Genomic DNA, 18,266 nt, shown 5'->3' on the forward strand with positions numbered 1-18,266 from the left:
GGTAGCTCTTGACGTTTCATTTTCAGATTTAACGCGCTAAGATCAGTTTTAGTTTTAATAATTGGGGTAAATTCTGTGCAGGACGCTTTTGATCAACAGCATATTTGGCATCCTTATACCTCCATGACACAACCCTTGCCATGTTACAAAGTTAAAGCTGCAAATGGTGCAGTCATTGAACTTGAAGATGGTACCGAGCTGATTGATGGCATGTCGTCCTGGTGGTGCACAATTCACGGTTATAATCATTCTGAACTCAATCAGGCCGTAACAAAACAATTAGAGTCGATGTCACATATCATGTTTGGTGGTTTGACTCATCAGCCTGCGATTGATGTGTCTAAACTGCTACTTGAGATCACGGCGCCTGAACTGGATAAAATTTTCTTTGCCGATTCCGGCTCGGTCGCGGTTGAGGTGGCGTTGAAAATGGCTGTGCAATATTGGAATGCACGTCAGCAACCACAAAAAACTAACTTTGTTACCACACGCTCTGGCTATCATGGCGACACCTGGAATGCCATGTCGGTTTGTGATCCTGTAACTGGTATGCATCAAATTTTTGGTTCGAGTTTGCCGAACCGTTTATTTGTTCCGGCACCTCAAAGCCGTTTTGATGGGGCATGGCAACCCGAAGATATACAGCCACTTGAGCACCTGCTGGTACAGCAGCATCAACAGATTGCTGCCATGATCATTGAGCCGATTGTGCAAGGTGCAGGCGGGATGCGTTTCTATCATCCAGAATATTTAAAGCAAGCTAAGTTGTTGTGTGAAAAGTACGATGTACTGCTGATTTTAGATGAAATTGCCACCGGTTTTGGCCGCACTGGAAAACTATTTGCTTATGAACACGCTCAGGTCACACCAGACATTATGTGTATCGGTAAGGCATTGACTGGTGGTTATATGACCTTGTCAGCGACCTTAACCACTCGCCATGTAGCAGAGACGATTTCAAGTGGTGAAGCGGGTGTGTTCATGCATGGCCCAACTTTTATGGCTAATCCGTTGGCCTGTGCGGTCGCATTAAAAAGTACCCAGCTGTTACTGGCTCAAGACTGGCAGGCGCGTATTCAACAGATTGAAAGGACACTAGAACAATATTTACTGGATTTAAAATCCTTGGCACAAGTCAAAGATGTGCGTGTCCTCGGCGCAATTGGCGTGGTTGAGCTACATCAAACTATTGATTTGGCGCGTTTTCAGGCTGAATGTGTATGCCGTGGCGTCTGGATTCGTCCTTTTGGCCGTCTGGTCTATGTCATGCCGCCATATGTAATTTCAACACAGCAACTTGAAACTTTATTAAAGCATATGCGGGAGATGATTCAGCAGATAGAGGCAGTAGCATGAACCATCTTGACCATTTCCAGCAGCAGCTAGATGACTTGAAACAGCAAGGGCAATATCGCCAGTTTAAGTCCAATATTTCTAGCCAGCCACGATTGCAACTCAATGGTCAAGAGATGCTGAATCTGGCATCCAATGACTATTTAGGTCTGGCATCCAACTTAACGCTACGTGAAGAATTTTTTGACCTCACGCCGATGTCTGAGCGATATATGAGTTCAAGCTCTTCACGTTTACTGACAGGAAACTTTCCCAATTTTGAACAACTTGAAGCACAGATGTCACAGGCTTTTGGACGTTCAGTACTGCTGTTTAATAGTGGTTATCACATGAATATCGGGATTCTTCCTGCGCTCAGTAATGCTAAAACCATGATCATTGCTGACAAACTGGTACATGCCAGTATTATCGACGGGATTCGTTTATCTAAAGCTGGCTATGTGCGTTACCGCCATAATGACCTGCAGCATTTGACTCAGTTTTTAGAAAAATATCAGTCAGATGAATCTATCCAGCGCATCATTGTGGTAACTGAATCAATTTTCAGTATGGATGGGGATGAAACAGATTTAGCTGCTTTGGTGGCATTAAAACAGCAGTTTGCAAAAGTCATGCTCTATGTCGATGAGGCACATGCAATTGGTGTGCGCGGTGAACGTGGATTGGGCTGCGCAGAACAGTATCAAGTATTGGATCAGATTGATTTCCTGGTCGGTACCTTTGGCAAGGCTTTGGCTTCAGTTGGTGGTTATCTGGTCTGTGCGCCAGTGATTCGTGACTATCTGATTAATAGCATGCGACCTTTAATTTTTAGTACCGCCCAGCCGCCACTATGTATGGCCTGGACTAGATTTATTTTTCAGAAGGTACAGCAGCTTCAGGCGGGACGAGTACATTTGGCAGCATTGGCTGTACGCTGTCAGCAGGGCATTCAAGACTTGGGATATCACTGTCCGTCAACCTCGCAAATTGTGCCGGTACTGATTGGTGAGGCAAAACGCACCATTCAGGCGGCTGAAATTATGCAACAGCAGGGATTTTATGTGCTACCAGTACGTCCGCCAACGGTTCCTGCCAACACCTCCAGACTCAGAATCTGCCTGAACCAGAACATTTCTGCGGATGAGCTGGACGCATGTCTGCAGGTGCTGAGGAATTTGCCGCGATGAACAGCAAACAGATTGCCCAGCGTTTTGCTCAGGCAAATCTCAGTTATGAGCAGCATGCGCTGGTACAAAGTGCCGTAGCGGCAGAGTTGATGCAGTTCATGCAGCAGCATGTAGCACAACCACATTTGCAACGGGTATTGGAAATTGGCTGCGGTTCAGGGTTTTTTACCCGGCTTTTTATGCAGTATTACAGCTTTGATCATTTATTTTTAAATGATCTATATGCCGAAGTGAAGCAGCATTTCCCGGAAGCTGATCGGCTTTTGTGGGGGATTGGTAATATTGAAACCTTGCCACTGCCGCAGTCTCTGGACATGGTGCTGTCGTGTTCTGCATTGCAATGGATCTCGGATTTAAAAGCATTGTTGCTCAACATTGCGCAGGCCTTAAATCCCTCTGGGCATCTGTGTTTTGCCAGTTATACGGACAATAATTTAAAGGAAATTAAGGCACTGACCGGACAAGGCTTGGATTATCTGCCTTTAGCGGAGGTCTGTGAACTGCTTGAATCCTTAGGCTTTGACATTCTGCTGCAGACAGAAGAACAGATGACCTTGCATTTTGAGCATCCGAAACAGGTGTTACAGCATATCAAAGCCACTGGTGTACAGGCGACGGCACAGGGGTTTCGGTGGACAAAATCGTCCTTACAGGATTTTTATACCGGCTATCGACAATTCCAAGACCCTGAAAGCAAACAGTATGCACTGACCTATCATCCGGTTTATGTCATTGCACGGAAGACAGCATGAGCGCACAGATTTATTTTGTCAGCGGCATTGATACCGCAATTGGTAAAACCTTTACTACTGGTTTTCTGGCCAAAAATTGGAATGAGCAGGGCATTCGTACCATAACCCAAAAGCTGATCCAGACCGGAAATGTCGATATATCAGAAGATATCGAACAGCATCGTGCAATTATGGGTTGTGGGTTGTTACCGGAAGACCAGCAAAAACTGACCATGCCGGAAATTTTTACGTATCCGGCTTCACCGCATCTTGCTGCGCAGCTGGATGGGCGAGCCATTAACTTTGAACAGATTCATCAGGCTACCGAACAGCTGGCTGCGGCCTACGACTGTATTTTGCTGGAAGGTGCCGGTGGTCTGATGGTGCCCTTAACCGAAGAGTTCCTGACTATTGATTATATTCAGACACATAATTATCCGGTGATTCTCGTCACTTCAGGGCGTTTAGGCAGTATTAATCATACCTTGCTGAGTCTTGAGTTGTTAAAACTCCGCGGGGTTCAATTATATGCCATTGCTTTTAATCATGCAGATAACTCCAAAGATCCCTTGATCGCTGAAGATACCATTGCTTATTTAAAACAGTATTTGCAGCGTGATTTTGCTGATACGACATGGGTTGATATTCCAGCTTTAAATTTAGCCCTGTCTTCTCATAAGTAAGTGATCCGCTTGCAGCGAGGCTGATGTGAATGCTTAAATATTGAGGTTGCGCCACTGTAAATTGAATCTGATAGCCATATTTGTTTAACACCATTTTCATCAAATATAAGTCTAGCCCATGCCCATTTTGCTAGGGAGATTTATGCCAGAAACGCTGTCCCAAGTATGCATATCTTCAACCTTTGATTATCATTATGAATGATCAGCACACATGCAGCATAGCAATTGAAATGGTGTTTGCCTGTGCATGCAATAGAGCATTGTTAAGTAGGTTTTTAAAGACGGTATCTAGTTCAAAATCGGGTAGGGCAATTCGGGTTAGGCTCGGTCAGTCAATTGTTAAACTGGGTTCAATTTCCGGATAAAGCGACTGTAAATCGGCAATCACCTGAGTCAGGAGCCGTGCAATTTCAATACTGTACTAGATATCACTCAGTACTTGATCGGTAGAGGAAAGTGCTAGAAGCTGTTCCAGTAGCTGGGTACATCGGCGGATACCAAGGTGTACCTGCTGCAAGCTCTGTTGCAATTTGGGCGAGCTTGCCTGTTGTTCTGCCATCAGTTGTGCAAGCTGAATATGAGTTTTGATCGCGGTTAAAGGACTACGCAATTCATGGGCGGCGTATGAACTAAATACTTTTTCATTTTCCGGATTTTGATGCAGTTTATGTATTAAGTGCTTAGAGTTTTGGGCAAAGGACTGTACCTTGGAAGGCATTACTTTGGCATCTAAGGTTTTTAAATAGTGAGTAGCATCATTCACTGATAAATTTGGCTGACTTAAAAGGTTGAAACTTCATCTAAGGCTTTAAGCTCTCGACGAATAATCAAAACGATTAAGTCTATACATAGCAATAAAGACAAAATTATTGGTATTAATACCGATTATAAAATCTTTTTGAGCAATTATCCACGTAGGAACATCCGCTCTGCTACCACCACTTGAATATCCTCACGACGTAACACATAACTGAGCCTCACCTTGTTGCTTTGTACTAAAGCCAACTACTTGGTGGCTTAAATCTTTCGGTGCACCTCGGGTTTTTGCTACCACATGCTGAACGACACTGACGTCAGAGCCAAATAAAGACACTTTATAGGCAATCAACTGCTCTTGATTGGTGGAATGAAGTTGTTGGGCTAGTACATTTTCATCCAAGTTTTGCATCGGCAGTTGTTGAGTCAATCGAGCGACCATTGGATGGCTGAATCAAACCAAATTGATATATTTCCTTGACTGAGCAAGGCTTTATTGTAGGTAGATCAACTGGTTGTACGATAGATCTTGGGTGCAGACCTCTTCATTTAGAAATTATATTCCCCAAGAAGCTTTCAGTGGTAGGTTTGTGCAACAAAGCCTCTTGCAAATAAAGGCTATCAAGGGATTTATACATTGTATCCAAATAGTTTATGGCCATTAAAAGCAAAAAAGCACTAAAAACCAGATCTCGAGCTAAAACTTTATAACCAAGAAATCAATAAAAGAAGAATTGGGATTGAACAGGTATTTGGAACTTTGAAAACCTTCAAAATCCTTGCCGAGCGATATCGCAACCCTGGCAAAAGACTAGGATTAAGATTTAATTTAATTGTGGGAATCCATAATTTTGAGCTGAGTAAAAAGTGAATTATGAAAGAAATCTAATATATAAAATTTTAAGAGATTATAAAAATTGGTCATACCAAAAAATAAATTAAATCTTTTATATTGTGTTTTTGGGCTAATATTACTAATATCGCCAATACAAAATGCACATTTTATCTCTTAAACACTAAATTGGTCATACCAATTTAGTGTTTAAGTACAATAAACTGTTCAATCTAGTAGTTAAGCATTTCAAGGAGTAGACAATGCTTCAACAGTGGCAACAAATTTATGATCCTATAGGCAATATCTGGATTTCGAGTGCTATTGCGCTAGTTCCAATTATTTTCTTTTTTTTAGCGTTAGCTATTTTTCGCATGAAGGGTAGTGTAGCCGCTACAATTACCGTTTTTTTAGCCTTTCTGGTCTCATTATTTTTATACAAAATGCCAATTGGAATGGCATTAGCATCAATGGTCTATGGATTCTTCTACGGCCTGTGGCCAATTGCATGGATTATTATCGGTGCAGTTTTTATATATAAGATTTCAGTAAAAACAGGACAGTTTGATGTTATTCGTTCGTCTATTCTGTCAATTACAGAAGATCAACGTCTGCAAATGCTATTAGTTGGGTTTGCTTTTGGTACGTTTTTAGAAGGTGCGGCAGGTTTTGGTGCGCCCGTCGCAATTACTGCGGCACTGTTGGTGGGACTCGGCTTTAAGCCTTTATATGCGGCTGGGCTATGCCTGATAGTTAATACTGCACCTGTTGCTTTTGGTGCAATGGGAATTCCGATCATTGTCGCTGGGCAGGTTTCAGGTGTTGACACCATGGAAATCAGTCAAATGGTTGGTCGTCAGTTACCCTTTATGGTGCCAATTGTATTGATCTGGATCATGGCAATCATGGATGGTTGGCGTGGGGTTAAAGAAACTTGGCCTGCTATTTTAGTTGCCAGCTTATCTTTTTCTTTAGCGCAATATCTAACATCAAATTTTGTTGGGCCTGAGTTACCCGATATCACTGCTGCAATTGCATCATTAATCAGTTTAACTATCTTACTTAAGTATTGGAAACCAAAACATATTTTTCTTTTTGAGGATAAAAATATACAGGTAGATGAAACTATTATCAAGCAAGCTCGTAAACAATATAGTGTGGCACAGATAGCCAAAGCCTGGTCTCCATTTCTGATACTTACAGCAATGGTGACGATCTGGAGCATCAAACCTTTTAAAGATTTATTTGTTAAGGACGGCCCATTAAGTGATTTAGTAGTTTCAATTAAAGTGCCGTATTTGCATCAATTGATTCAAAAGCTACCACCTGTCGTGCCTGAAATTAAAGATTATGATGCGATTTATAAGTTTGATTGGTTATCAGCAACGGGTACGGCGATTATATTGGCGGCATTGATCACGATTATTTATTTAAACATGAAACCTAAAGAGGCAGTTTCGACATTCTTTGAAACCGTGAATGAACTAAAAACCCCAATTTATTCGATTGGTATGGTACTGGCTTTTGCGTTCATTGCAAACTATTCAGGTCTGTCAGCAACGCTTGCTTTAGCACTGGCACATACGGGTCAGGCTTTCACCTTCTTCTCACCATTCTTGGGTTGGGTTGGAGTGTTTCTTACAGGTTCAGATACTTCAGCTAACGCATTGTTTTCAGCGTTACAAGCAACTACAGCACAGCAAATCGGTGTGCCTGAAGTCTTGTTAGTTGCTGCCAATACCAGTGGTGGAGTAACAGGTAAGATGATTTCCCCTCAATCAATCGCGATTGCTTGTGCAGCAGTGGGTTTAGTTGGTAAAGAATCTGATTTATTTAGATTTACAGTAAAACACAGCATTATCTTTACGGTGATGATTGGTATTATTGTGACCTTACAAGCTTATGTTTTCCCGTGGATGATTCCGTAAACGGGTCAAGGAAAAAAATGAAAGTCTCCGACAAAGTGGTACAGCGTTTACGTCTGTTGATTGAAAAAAATAATGTGCAAGTCGGAGAGCGATTGCCTGCTGAACGCCAACTCTGTGAACAGTTAGGTGTGTCTCGTAGCTCTTTACGTGAGGCGATTCAACAACTGATTACCGCAGGGATTATTCAGAGCAAAGCGGGTGCAGGCACCTATTTAAAGCAGTTGCCTGCACATTGGTCACAGTATCAAATCGTTGAGCCATTATCCGGTTTGATGGATCAGGATCCTGAATATCGTTTTGATGTACAAGAAGCTCGTATGGTGCTTGAAGGTGGTACAGCATGGTATGCCGCACAACGTGCCACACCCAGTGATTTGATCAATATTCGTCAATGTTTTGAGCAGATTAGCCATTTTCAGGCTTTAGGTGATGATGCCCACGCAGCAATAGCGGATGCGAATTTTCATCTGGCGATTGCAGAAGCATCCCACAATCTAGTGCTGATCCAAATGATGCGTAGTTTGTTTGATTTATTGCAAGACAACGTGATGTTAGGGCGACGTAAAGTTTACACCACACCACAACATTTTGAACAATTGCATGACCAGCATTTTGAGGTGATGGACGCAATTGAACGTCAAGACTCAGAGACTGCACGTAAGGCAGCTTGTGGGCATATTGAATTTGTTGTTCAACGCGTACGTATGATCGATGAAGAAGAAGCTCGTCGTCAACGTTCGAGTCGATTAAATAGGACATAAGTTATGATTATTTCTTCTGCAAATGACTATCGTGAAGCTGCGAAACGTCGTTTACCGCCATTTTTATTTGAATACATCGATGGTGGTGCCTATGCGGAATATACTTTAAAGCGTAATGTAGACGATTTATCAAAAATCGCTTTACGTCAACGTGTGTTAAATGACATGTCTGAGCTGAGCTTAGAAACGCAATTGTTTGGTGAAAATTTGGCGTTGCCAGTGGCATTGTCACCTGTAGGTCTAACGGGTATGTATGCGCGTCGTGGTGAAGTTCAAGCCGCGGTTGCCGCAGATAAAAAGGGCATTCCATTTACCTTATCAACAGTTTCAGTTTGTCCAATTGAAGAAGTGGCACCTGCAATTCAACGTCCGATGTGGTTTCAACTGTATGTACTACGTGACCGTGGTTTTATGAAAAATGCCTTGGAACGTGCTAAAGCCGCAGGCTGTTCTACCTTAGTATTCACAGTCGATATGCCTGTTCCAGGTGCGCGTTATCGTGATGCACATTCAGGAATGAGTGGTAAAAATGCTGCAATACGTCGTTATATGCAATCGTGTATGCACCCACACTGGGCTTGGAATGTCGGTTTATTGGGTCGTCCGCATGATTTGGGTAACATTTCGAAATATTTAGGTAAGCCGACAGGTCTGGAAGATTATATCGGTTGGCTGGGAAATAACTTTGACCCTTCAATTTCTTGGAAAGATCTTGAGTGGATTCGTGATTATTGGGAGGGTCCCATGGTTATTAAGGGGATTTTAGATCCTGAGGATGCCAAGGATGCAGTACGTTTCGGAGCAGATGGAATTGTGGTCTCCAATCACGGTGGTCGTCAGCTTGATGGTGTTTTGTCTTCTGCTCGTGCGCTTCCTTCAATCGCAAGTGCGGTCAAAGGTGACATCAAAATTTTAGCAGATTCAGGGATTCGTAACGGTCTTGATGTGGTACGTATGTTGGCTATGGGTGCAGATATTTGTATGCTTGGTCGTGCATTTGTATACGCACTTGGTGCTGCCGGCGGTTCTGGGGTAAGTAATTTACTAGATTTGATTGAGAAAGAAATGCGTGTGGCAATGACATTGACTGGTGCAAGAACCATTGCAGATATTACATCGGATTGCCTGGTCAAGCTAGAGAAAGAGTAAGCGATTTAATTACTCACATTACTAAGGCTTTGCCAACTTTCCTTTGGAAAAAGAGATTCTTATCTAAATAATTTGGGTAAACAAAGCTTTCTTTTGAAAAAAACCAACCTTGGTAAGAGTCACCAACATAAAATACACTAAATAACATAATTGGTATGTTAGTAAACTCTATATATAACAGTTATATAGAGTTTTTATTTTGTGTGGTGTAATTTAATTTAGGGTGGGGTAATTTGATTTTTGGGCACTAATTTATTGTGATAATCAACAATAATAACCAACATACATATGCTTAATCTAAAGGTATTTTACTGACTGGTATAATTTTATGATGAGAGGGGTGTTGCCTGGGGCTACGGTTTCTGTTTTGCTTTTTGACGTAACACGTACAAATATAAGCTTTCTACTTTTTCACGTGCCTAGGGTGTGGTACGCAAGAATCGCAATGATGATTTAACACTTGGATCTATGCAAAAACATCTAACTTCAATTTTACGACTTAAACTGAACCGTACCGGGTTTGTCGGAGACCAAACTTTCTGAGATGAGACGCATTGCTTCGCAAGACGTAGCGAAGCGTAGTGATCCGATGAAAAACCTAAATATACCCCTGAAATCAGAGATAGAGCGGTTCAATTAGAACTAAACCCAACTATCGCAACACTGGGCTTTGGAGAATCTCGTCGTTTCTTAATTGCGTCGTAATAATGATTATCAAGATAAAATCAAAATATACAGATTTTTGTGTAAATCCTGAGTAGAATTCGACTTTTATTTTTTCTCCAGTAAAAAGGCATAGCTTTTCACTATGCTATTTTGCAAGGACGCTTTATGCTCGCGCTAGATATACAACATATTCGAATGAAACAACACGCCACTGATAAAGCACAAGCGTTGCAATGTCTAGTCGATATCTTGGTCGAAGACCAGTTGGTTACACCTGATTATATTCATGGGTTGACCGGGCGCGAACAACAAAGTGCAACGTATTTAGGACAAGGAATTGCCATTCCGCATGGGACGCCTCAGTCTCGCCAATCTATTTTAAAAACTGGGATTCGTCTGGCGCACTTTCCTGAAGGAGTTGTTTGGGACGGTGAAAATAAAATTTATTTAGCAGTAGTGATTGCTGCGAAATCAGATGAGCATTTGCAAGTCTTACAAATTTTGACGCGGGCTTTAATTAACGATGTCGCTGATCAAGTGAAACAGGCTCAATCTGCAGAGCAAATTATTGCATTATTACAAGCCCAACCCGCATCTTTGGCATTGCATGAAAATTTAATCGCCACTCAAGTTCCCGCACTTGATGTAGAAGATTTGATTTGGCAGGCAACACAGTTGCTGAAACAGCAAAAAATGGTGGAGTGTGGTTTTCTGTCGGGTTTAAACCTAAACAGCATGATTCATTTAGGGGAGGGAGTGTGGTCGATCACTTCTAACCAGCATGTTTTGAGCCCAGCTGTAAGTTTGGTAAAAGCGGAACAGGTTTTAAGCCATCAGCAGGAAATGCTCAAGACTTTGGTGTGTATTGCCAGTAATGAGCAACTGGATATGCAACGGTTTCAACGGTTAATGGATATTTTGTTTGATACTGAACAAGTTCATACCCTTAACCAAGAACAAGATAGTCACCAGTTGGCGCAGTTAATTGGTGCTGAACTGATTCCTGATTGGCCATCTCGTCGTATTGTCTTAGCTAACGCTCATGGTCTACATGCGCGTCCCGCGACACACTTGGTCAATATGACCAAGAAATTTGCAGGGGATATTCTCGTTGCTGTAGATGAGGGGGCTTACGTTTCGGCAAAAAGTTTAACCAAATTATTAGCCATGGGATGTCGTCGTGGTCAAACTCTGACTTTTATTGCACAACCTGATACTGATGCTGTAGCAGGCTTAGAACAGATTATTGATGCAGTTCAACAGGGCTTAGGAGAAGAGGTTGAAGCTGTTGATCTTGTATCTCATCAGCACAGCAGTAGTGACCCAGTCGTAAATACTTTGGAATTAATGCCTTTTGAATCACATGGCGATACGGGTAGCTGCGGTATTGCGGCATCAACTGGCCTTGCTTTTGGTCCTGCACATGTGGTGAAGCCACATGAATTTAGTTATGAACGTCGCGGACAGAGTTTTAAAGCTGAGAATGAAAAGCTTGAAATTGCGCTTCATCAGGTGAAAAATAGCTTACGTCAATTCATTGCACATACTGAATCTACTGCCATTAAGCAGATCTTCATGGCACATTTGGAAATGCTGGATGATCCAGACCTCCTCCAAAGTGTACAACGCGGTTTAAAACAGGGGTTGTCTGCTGCTGCAGCTTGGCATGATCATATTGAAGTGGCTGCTACCGCACAGGCTGCACTTAGCGATCGTTTACTTGCAGAGCGTGCGGCTGATTTAAGGGATATTGGTGAGCGAGTTTTGGCTGTTTTGTGCGGTGTGGCCGATGTCACAGAACCCGAGCAACCTTATATCTTAATTATGCATGATGTTGGCCCGAGTGATGTAGCGCGTCTGAATAAAGATCGTGTTGCAGGCATTTTGACCGCGGTTGGTGGAGCGAGTGCCCATAGTGCTATTGTGGCACGTGCTCTGGCTATTCCAGCAGTCGTAGGTGCGGGTGTAGCTGTTTTAAATATTGAGAACCATGCCACAGTACTAATTAATGGGGATACTGGTGAGTATGTGGTCTCACCCGAGCAAAGTCAGATTGATCATGCCATTGCAGAGCGCCAACGCCAGCGTGAGTTGCGAGAACAAGCGGAACAGCATTGTTTAGAACCTGCCATGACACTGGATCAACATCAAGTTGAAATCGCAGCCAATATTGGCAAAGTGGGCGCTACGATACAGGCTGTGGCCGATGGGGCAGAAGCAATTGGTTTGCTACGCACAGAATTGGTCTTTATGTCACACAGCAGTGCGCCTGATGAGGCTACACAAGAAGCCGATTATCGGGTGGTGTTAGATGCTTTGGCGGGTCGTCCATTGGTGGTACGTACACTTGATGTGGGCGGGGACAAACCTTTGCCGTATTTGCCTATTGAAAAGGAAGAAAATCCATTCTTGGGCTTACGTGGTATTCGTCTGACTTTACGTAAGCCAGAGTTGCTACGTCAACAATTGGTTGCTTTACTTAAAGCAGCGGATAATCGCCCATTAAGAATTATGTTTCCTATGATTGGGCGGGTTGAAGAATGGCGAGCAGCAAAAGCAATTTTGGATGAGGTTCGCATACAGCATCCATGTGAAAACTTACAAGTCGGTATTATGATTGAGGTTCCTGCGGCAGCATTGTTGGCTCCAATTCTTGCTCAAGAAGTTGATTTTTTTAGTATTGGAACCAATGACTTGACTCAATATACTCTGGCGATTGACCGTGGTCATCCACTATTGTCTGCCGAAGCTGATGGCTTACATCCGAGTATTTTGCTATTGATTGATCAAACTGTTCGGGCAGCACATCAGCATGGTAAATGGGTGGGCATTTGTGGTGAATTGGCTGCTGATCCAAAAGCTGTGCCTGTATTGATAGGCTTGGGCGTGGATGAGTTGAGTATGTCGAGTACCAGTATTCCATTGGTGAAGGCGCAAATTCGTGGTTTGAACTATATAAATTGCCAACAGGTCGCACAGCAAGCCTTAAGTTGTGACAGTGCGTCTGCCGTACGTGCATTGGTGGAGTAATTACCGAATGGCTAAGATATTAAGCATTACTCTGAATCCTGCAATTGACCTCACCGTGCAATTGGATCAACTAAAAGTTGGCGAGGTCAATCGTCAGTTAACAGCCCAAAGCCATGCAGCAGGTAAGGGCTTAAACGTGGCACAGGTCCTTAAGGATTTGGGACATGAACTGATTGTGAGTGGCTTTTTGGGGCAAGAAAACCGTCAAATTTTTGACCATCATATCCAGCAAGAGCAATTTGATAACCAATTTATTTATGTTGCAGGTCAAACACGACAAAACATTAAAGTTGCAGAAGCTTCTGGTCGGATGACTGACATCAATGGCAAGGGCTTTTTTGTAGATACCTCAGCAAAACAACAATTACGTGAACGCCTATCTCAACTGATTTTAGAGGTTGATGTGATTGTGATTGCAGGCAGTTTGCCACAAGGTTTTTCTGCAGAAGAGCTTTCAACACTGATTCTATGGTTACAGTCTGCTGGAAAAAAAGTCGCAGTAGATACCAGTGGTGTTGCGTTGAAAGCAGCAATTGCTGCGCATCCTTGGTTGATCAAGCCGAATACAGATGAGTTGACGGAAACCTACCATTTGCCAGCAGAAACGTTTGCAGAACAGCAGCATCTTTTTGCCAGTTTAAATAGTCAGATCGAACATATTGTGGTCTCGATGGGTGAAAACGGGGTTAACTGGCTTCACCGCACGCAATCCCTGCATGCTACTGCACCGAAGGTCACCGTCCAAAGTACGGTGGGTGCGGGAGATTCCTTGCTGGCAGGTATGATTCATGGCTTGTTGAGTTCAACTTCCCCAGAAGAAACATTGAAAACAGCAACCGCAATTGCGAGCAACGCTGTGACCCAAATTGGGTTTGCTCTTCCAGACTTTGCTGTTATTGAAGATTTGAAATCGCAAATCTCAGTCCAATCATTGAGTTAATACGATGCAAGAGATAAAACATATTTTATTTGTGCCACATAGTCCCGAGCAGCCGATTAATGCAGTGATTTTGGCCAAAAAACTGTCCAAAGCAGCAACAGCACTTGGTATTTCCAATGATGTGGCGACATCAGTTGAGCATCTCGATTTATCAAATGTTATTGATACGGTTGTTTTTGTTGGACAGAAGTCGGCAGATGCGACTCAACTGCGTGACAAGGTTGTGAAAGTCATTGGTTTGAATAACGCGCAACACGATGCGATCATGCTTTTGCAACAAGTTCTTGAGCATTCAGATGCTTTAGATGAAACTATTGCAGCCAATGTAGGGGTTACACGCTTTGTCGCCATTACAGCATGTCCAACTGGTGTTGCGCATACGTTTATGGCGGCCGAAGCCTTACAACAAGGTGCAGTAAAGCACGGTTATCAGATTGATGTTGAAACCCAAGGATCGGTTGGGGCTAAAAATGTTTTATCGGCAGAAAGTATTGCCAAAGCAGATGTGGTGATCTTAGCAACGGATATTGAGGTCAATACAGATCGCTTTGTAGGCAAACGCGTATATCGCTGCACTACAGGATTTGCCCTTAAGCAAACGGATAAGACTTTTGCAAACGCAATTGCTGAAGCCAAAGTGCTTGAAACGGGTAAGCAAACAGCCACTAAGACAGAAAATGAAAACAAAGAAAAAACTGGAATTTATAAACACCTTTTAACAGGGGTGTCTTTCATGCTGCCGATGGTGGTGGCGGGCGGTTTGATCATTGCCATCTCGTTTATGTTTGGCCTCAATCCTGTTGAAGGAAGCTTTGCCGCATCCTTAAAGCAAATAGGTGCTGCAGCATTTACTCTTATGGTACCTATGCTGGCAGGTTACATTGCTTATTCTATTGCGGATCGTCCGGGTTTAACTCCAGGTTTGATTGGCGGTTTACTTGCAACACAATTAGAGGCAGGCTTTCTCGGTGGATTAGTTGCAGGTTTTATTGCAGGTTATATTGCGTTATTTTTATCGAAACAGCTTAAACTCCCAAGTAGCCTAGAAGCATTAAAACCAATTTTGATTATTCCACTATTGGCCAGTTTAGCTGTTGGTTTAATCATGATTTATGTGGTTGGACAGCCTGTTGCACAATTGTTTGAATTACTCACACACTTCCTTGCCAATATGGGGACGACCAATGCCATGATCATGGGGATTATCCTTGGGAGTATGATGTGTATTGATGTTGGGGGGCCAATAAATAAAGCGGCTTATGCCTTTACGGTGGGCTTACTTACGTCACAAACATACGGACCGATGGCGATTACCATGGCTGCGGGTATGGTACCGCCATTGGGTATGGCAATTGCAACTTTTCTGGCAAAGCATAAATTTGCCAAACCTGAGCAAGATGCAGGGAAGGCTGCTGTAGTTCTGGGCCTATGTTTCATCTCGGAAGGGGCTATTCCGTTTGCTGCCAAAGACCCGATTCGAGTGCTTCCATGCGCGATCGCAGGTGGTGCTGTAACTGGGGCTTTGGTTGCATTATTTAAATGTGAACTAGTCACTCCTCATGGCGGTGTAATGGTACTGATCATTCCGAATGCGATGAATTATCCATTAAAATATTTATTGGCGATTGCGATTGGAAGTGTGGTGACTGGTGTAGCTTATGCCGTGATAAAACAACGGTTAGAATAAGCCCTTCATAGAAGCTTTGTGAAAGCTATTTAGTGCAATAAATGAATATTTGCTCAATCCTATTTTGGACCAGTTGGAGAGTCTCTGCTTGAATTTGTCCAGGTAATAGGTCATGAGCGATATTGCTGAATCGGATTGCAACCTTACAAATCGAGCCAATAATTTCATCGACTTCTTGGACACAAAGTTCCGCTTCCTGAGTACCAAGTTTCACAAGAGCTTGTCGAGGAATATCCAGTGCCTTACCCATGATATCCATTTGATGATATCCCCTGGTCCTTCACAGAAAGTAACATCATAGGCAGGGGCGAGTTTCCATTGCCCATTTTGGGACATCAGAAATGAAAAGTTTTTGCAATGATCATCTCGATTATTGAATACTACATTGAAAACAGCGTAAGCGTCCGCTGAACCCCACCGCTATTTTTTAATTTGAGTTGGGTTTCCAGCGGTGTGGCAGTAATTCTTCAATCTGGGTCACTTTATGTGTCGGCAACCTTTTCAGCACATCACTTAAATAGGCATACGGATCTAGCCCATTCAGCTTTGCTGACTGAATCAGGGTCATGACATTCGCAGCTCGCTGACCACTGCGTAGCGAGCCAGCAAACAACCAGTCCTTGCGTCCCAATGCCCAGGGACGCATTTGATTTTCGACCCAATTGTTGCAAATCGGTAGATTGCCATCATCCAAATAGCGACTTAAAGCTGGCCAACGCTTCAGAGTGTAATTGATCGCCTTGGCGATTGGAGAACTCGACGGCACCGTCAGATAATGTTGGTTGAGCCATTCATATAGTTGTTGCATCACCGATTGGCTATGTTGTTGCCGGTATTCGCGACGGTGTTGCGCTGTACCATCGGTCTTTTTCCTGAGTTCTGCTTCTATGGCATACAGTTTCTGAATCATCACTAATGCTTGTTCAGCGACCTGACTTTTCCCGGTCACATGCAGTTCATGGAATTTAAGATGTGCATGGGCCATGCAGCCCACCTCAATGATCTGGCCTGATTTAAAGCGTGCTTTATAACCACCATAATCATCACAGACCAGATGGCCTTGCCAGTCTTTCAGGAACTCTTCAGCATGCTTATCCTGAAAGTCATAGATCACCGCCTGAAGTAGATTGTACTGTGTGGTGGCATAGGCCCAGACATAACCTTTCTTCGGTTTTTTCTCATTCTCACCCATCTGCATGATGGTGACCGGTGTTTCATTGGCATGCAGCACCTGTTGCTGCAGTACAAGCTGTCACAGCTGCATTGCGTTGAGGCAGGTTCGTGCTCAATACGCAGAGTGAGTAGATGATCAGGTAGCGGTCGACGTTTAGGTTTGTTGGCTGGGGCTTTCTGTGTCGCTGCATCGGTTTTAGCTGCATTCAGCCGTTCCAGTTCCAGATCAACCGCGGCAATATCTTCTTCAACCGCTTCATCCCAGAGGTGGATTTGTTTGGCCGTTAAGTATTCATTCTTCTGGGCGAACTTATGCCGTTTAAACTGCAAAAGTTCATGCTCGTATTTTTGATTGAGATTAGAGAGAGATTTAACTTTAGAATCTAATTGCTGATTTGATTGTTCCAGTTGTTGTTTTGATTATGCTAAAGACTGATGCTGCAGCGCCAACTGTCGGATAAATTCCAGCAGGTGTTCATGGGTCAGTTGGTTTAAATCAGGCAGCATTTTCATGACTGCAGTATGGTTGAGATCATGTTTGGAGAATAGCAGAATGGATGAGTTCGATTAAGAGCATTGTTACCACTTGCTGCAGACCGATTCTTTGCCAAGTTAAACCGTAGATCAGTGCTTGTAACTGCTCCGGGCTGAGGGTCACGGTTTCATCTTGGTGAACTTTAGCCCAGTGGAATTTTCCCTGTTCCAGCCGTCGGGCACATAGCCAGATGCCCAGCCCATCATGCACCAGCACTTTCATACGATGGCCACGTTTATTACAGAACAGGTAGGCGCAATGCGGTTTGATTGAGCCAAAGGCTTTCATGATCTGCGCCATAGCCGTATCCATACCCGCACGCATGTCCATCGGCTAGGTAGAGAGCCAGATTTCATCGATACGGATCATTTGATCAAGCCCTGAAGTAAAAGCAGCAACTCCTTGGCCGATTCCACTGGCCATTCGATTTCGATCACCTGATCTCTTGCAGAACATTGTTTCTGATGCAGTGGAATTCTGATATGAGCGACAGTATTCTTCTCCGGCACAGGTGGCGGAGGTGCGTCTTGTTTGGCTGGAGTCGGGTGAAGCATGACCGGAAGAAAGTCAGTCTGTGGGCTAGATGGGGTTGTTAATGCAGGGGGTATTGATCTGGATTGACGAATCCATTTATGCAACAGATTGGCATTGATCTGATGTTGCATTGCGACCTTGGCCACTGATGTATCTGGCTGCTGGCATTGCTGAATAAGTTGATGTTTAAATTCAGCCGTGAAGGTTCGACGAGGCTTTTTTAGCGTTGGTGTGCTGTCTATAACTGTCTTTAAATCCATAAATAGGTGTCCACTTAAAATTTAGTGGACACTATCGCGGTATTAATGAGTTAGAAAAAGTGGGATTCAGCGGACGCTT

Annotated in this window: 14 protein-coding genes and 5 pseudogenes; 12 read left to right on the forward strand and 7 right to left on the reverse strand. The window is 43.3% G+C overall.

Going from position 1 to position 18,266, the window contains the following annotated elements:
- The first annotated feature begins 75 nt into the window (after nt 1-75).
- The 4 genes from bioA to bioD are packed head-to-tail and all read left to right on the forward strand — an operon-like array spanning nt 76 to nt 3,936.
- Entirely contained in the window at nt 76-1,356 is a 1,281-nt protein-coding gene (gene bioA, locus MTX11_RS12890) for an adenosylmethionine--8-amino-7-oxononanoate transaminase (RefSeq protein WP_243475284.1), read from the forward strand.
- A complete protein-coding gene (locus tag MTX11_RS12895) occupies nt 1,353-2,522 on the forward strand; it encodes an 8-amino-7-oxononanoate synthase (protein WP_243475285.1) in 1,170 nt (389 codons plus the stop codon). Before bioA ends, MTX11_RS12895 begins: the two co-directional genes overlap by 4 nt.
- On the forward strand, nt 2,489-3,274 hold the full coding sequence (bioC, locus tag MTX11_RS12900) for a malonyl-ACP O-methyltransferase BioC (protein ID WP_184413702.1): 786 nt from the start codon (nt 2,489-2,491) through the stop codon (nt 3,272-3,274). Before MTX11_RS12895 ends, bioC begins: the two co-directional genes overlap by 34 nt.
- Entirely contained in the window at nt 3,271-3,936 is a 666-nt protein-coding gene (gene bioD, locus MTX11_RS12905) for a dethiobiotin synthase (RefSeq protein ID WP_243475286.1), read from the forward strand. Before bioC ends, bioD begins: the two co-directional genes overlap by 4 nt.
- A gap of 421 nt (nt 3,937-4,357) precedes the next feature.
- Here the strand turns inward: bioD and MTX11_RS12910 are convergent, their stop codons facing one another.
- Both MTX11_RS12910 and MTX11_RS12915 read right to left on the reverse strand, forming a co-directional pair.
- Nucleotides 4,358-4,699: a histidine kinase dimerization/phospho-acceptor domain-containing protein gene (locus MTX11_RS12910; protein WP_004282152.1), complete on the reverse strand. Its 342-nt coding sequence runs from the start codon at nt 4,697-4,699 to the stop codon at nt 4,358-4,360.
- A 189-nt stretch (nt 4,700-4,888) separates the two neighbouring features.
- Nucleotides 4,889-5,122 (reverse strand): hypothetical protein, encoded by a 234-nt coding sequence (locus MTX11_RS12915; protein WP_225554309.1) that lies wholly within the window; start codon nt 5,120-5,122, stop codon nt 4,889-4,891.
- Nucleotides 5,123-5,410: 288 nt separating this feature from the next.
- On the opposite strand from MTX11_RS12915, the gene MTX11_RS12925 reads away from it, so the two are divergent.
- The 4 genes from MTX11_RS12925 to lldD all read left to right on the forward strand — a co-directional run bounded on the left by MTX11_RS12925 (nt 5,411) and on the right by lldD (nt 9,362).
- Complete coding sequence (locus MTX11_RS12925; protein WP_373886141.1) at nt 5,411-5,563, forward strand: hypothetical protein; 153 nt, start codon at nt 5,411-5,413, stop codon at nt 5,561-5,563.
- A 224-nt stretch (nt 5,564-5,787) separates the two neighbouring features.
- Nucleotides 5,788-7,452 carry an L-lactate permease gene (lldP, locus tag MTX11_RS12930; RefSeq protein WP_004282148.1) on the forward strand — a complete coding sequence of 555 codons (1,665 nt, stop codon included), beginning with the start codon at nt 5,788-5,790 and terminating at the stop codon, nt 7,450-7,452.
- Between the two features lie 17 nt (nt 7,453-7,469).
- On the forward strand, nt 7,470-8,213 hold the full coding sequence (gene lldR / locus MTX11_RS12935; protein ID WP_004282146.1) for a transcriptional regulator LldR: 744 nt from the start codon (nt 7,470-7,472) through the stop codon (nt 8,211-8,213).
- A 3-nt stretch (nt 8,214-8,216) separates the two neighbouring features.
- The gene (gene lldD / locus MTX11_RS12940; RefSeq protein WP_004282143.1) at nt 8,217-9,362 is read left to right on the forward strand and encodes an FMN-dependent L-lactate dehydrogenase LldD; all 1,146 of its coding nucleotides are present in this window, start codon (nt 8,217-8,219) and stop codon (nt 9,360-9,362) included.
- A 353-nt stretch (nt 9,363-9,715) separates the two neighbouring features.
- On the opposite strand, the pseudogene MTX11_RS12945 reads toward lldD, so the two are convergent.
- Nucleotides 9,716-9,865, reverse strand: a pseudogene (locus MTX11_RS12945) (VF530 family DNA-binding protein); the annotation flags it as partial.
- A 328-nt stretch (nt 9,866-10,193) separates the two neighbouring features.
- Here MTX11_RS12945 and fruB point away from each other — a divergent pair.
- From fruB to MTX11_RS12960, 4 genes and pseudogenes are all read left to right on the forward strand, one after another.
- Nucleotides 10,194-11,322: pseudogene (gene fruB / locus MTX11_RS16675) on the forward strand (fused PTS fructose transporter subunit IIA/HPr protein); the annotation flags it as partial.
- An 86-nt stretch (nt 11,323-11,408) separates the two neighbouring features.
- Nucleotides 11,409-13,058, forward strand: a pseudogene (gene ptsP, locus MTX11_RS16680) (phosphoenolpyruvate--protein phosphotransferase); the annotation flags it as partial.
- A 7-nt stretch (nt 13,059-13,065) separates the two neighbouring features.
- Nucleotides 13,066-13,998, forward strand: a complete 933-nt coding sequence (pfkB, locus tag MTX11_RS12955) for a 1-phosphofructokinase (protein WP_243475287.1) — start codon at nt 13,066-13,068, stop codon at nt 13,996-13,998.
- 4 nt (nt 13,999-14,002) lie between these two features.
- The gene (locus MTX11_RS12960; RefSeq protein WP_243475288.1) at nt 14,003-15,685 is read left to right on the forward strand and encodes a fructose-specific PTS transporter subunit EIIC; all 1,683 of its coding nucleotides are present in this window, start codon (nt 14,003-14,005) and stop codon (nt 15,683-15,685) included.
- 29 nt (nt 15,686-15,714) lie between these two features.
- Here the strand turns inward: MTX11_RS12960 and MTX11_RS12965 are convergent.
- From MTX11_RS12965 to tnpA, 4 genes and pseudogenes are all read right to left on the reverse strand, one after another.
- A pseudogene (locus tag MTX11_RS12965) lies at nt 15,715-16,081 on the reverse strand (HipA domain-containing protein); the annotation flags it as partial.
- A gap of 31 nt (nt 16,082-16,112) precedes the next feature.
- Nucleotides 16,113-17,266, reverse strand: a pseudogene (gene tnpC, locus MTX11_RS12970) (IS66 family transposase).
- Nucleotides 17,267-17,390: 124 nt separating this feature from the next.
- The gene (gene tnpB / locus MTX11_RS12975) at nt 17,391-17,717 is read right to left on the reverse strand and encodes an IS66 family insertion sequence element accessory protein TnpB (RefSeq protein ID WP_243475289.1); all 327 of its coding nucleotides are present in this window, start codon (nt 17,715-17,717) and stop codon (nt 17,391-17,393) included.
- 41 nt (nt 17,718-17,758) lie between these two features.
- Nucleotides 17,759-18,187: an IS66-like element accessory protein TnpA gene (tnpA, locus tag MTX11_RS12980; protein ID WP_243475290.1), complete on the reverse strand. Its 429-nt coding sequence runs from the start codon at nt 18,185-18,187 to the stop codon at nt 17,759-17,761.
- Nucleotides 18,188-18,266: the final 79 nt, after the last annotated feature.

Origin of the sequence: Acinetobacter lwoffii (assembly GCF_022809915.1) — a bacterium.
Taxonomy (GTDB): domain Bacteria; phylum Pseudomonadota; class Gammaproteobacteria; order Pseudomonadales; family Moraxellaceae; genus Acinetobacter; species Acinetobacter lwoffii_M.

Coding starts and splice junctions, on each gene's coding strand:
- MTX11_RS12895 (WP_243475285.1), top strand. CDS start 1,353: ATGAACCATCTTGACCATTTCCAGCAGCAGCTAGATGACTTGAAACAG.
- bioC (WP_184413702.1), top strand. CDS start 2,489: ATGTCTGCAGGTGCTGAGGAATTTGCCGCGATGAACAGCAAACAGATT.
- bioD (WP_243475286.1), top strand. CDS start 3,271: ATGAGCGCACAGATTTATTTTGTCAGCGGCATTGATACCGCAATTGGT.
- lldP (WP_004282148.1), top strand. CDS start 5,788: ATGCTTCAACAGTGGCAACAAATTTATGATCCTATAGGCAATATCTGG.
- lldR (WP_004282146.1), top strand. CDS start 7,470: ATGAAAGTCTCCGACAAAGTGGTACAGCGTTTACGTCTGTTGATTGAA.
- lldD (WP_004282143.1), top strand. CDS start 8,217: ATGATTATTTCTTCTGCAAATGACTATCGTGAAGCTGCGAAACGTCGT.
- pfkB (WP_243475287.1), top strand. CDS start 13,066: ATGGCTAAGATATTAAGCATTACTCTGAATCCTGCAATTGACCTCACC.
- MTX11_RS12960 (WP_243475288.1), top strand. CDS start 14,003: ATGCAAGAGATAAAACATATTTTATTTGTGCCACATAGTCCCGAGCAG.
- tnpB (WP_243475289.1), bottom strand. CDS start 17,717: ATGCGTGCGGGTATGGATACGGCTATGGCGCAGATCATGAAAGCCTTT.
- tnpA (WP_243475290.1), bottom strand. CDS start 18,187: ATGGATTTAAAGACAGTTATAGACAGCACACCAACGCTAAAAAAGCCT.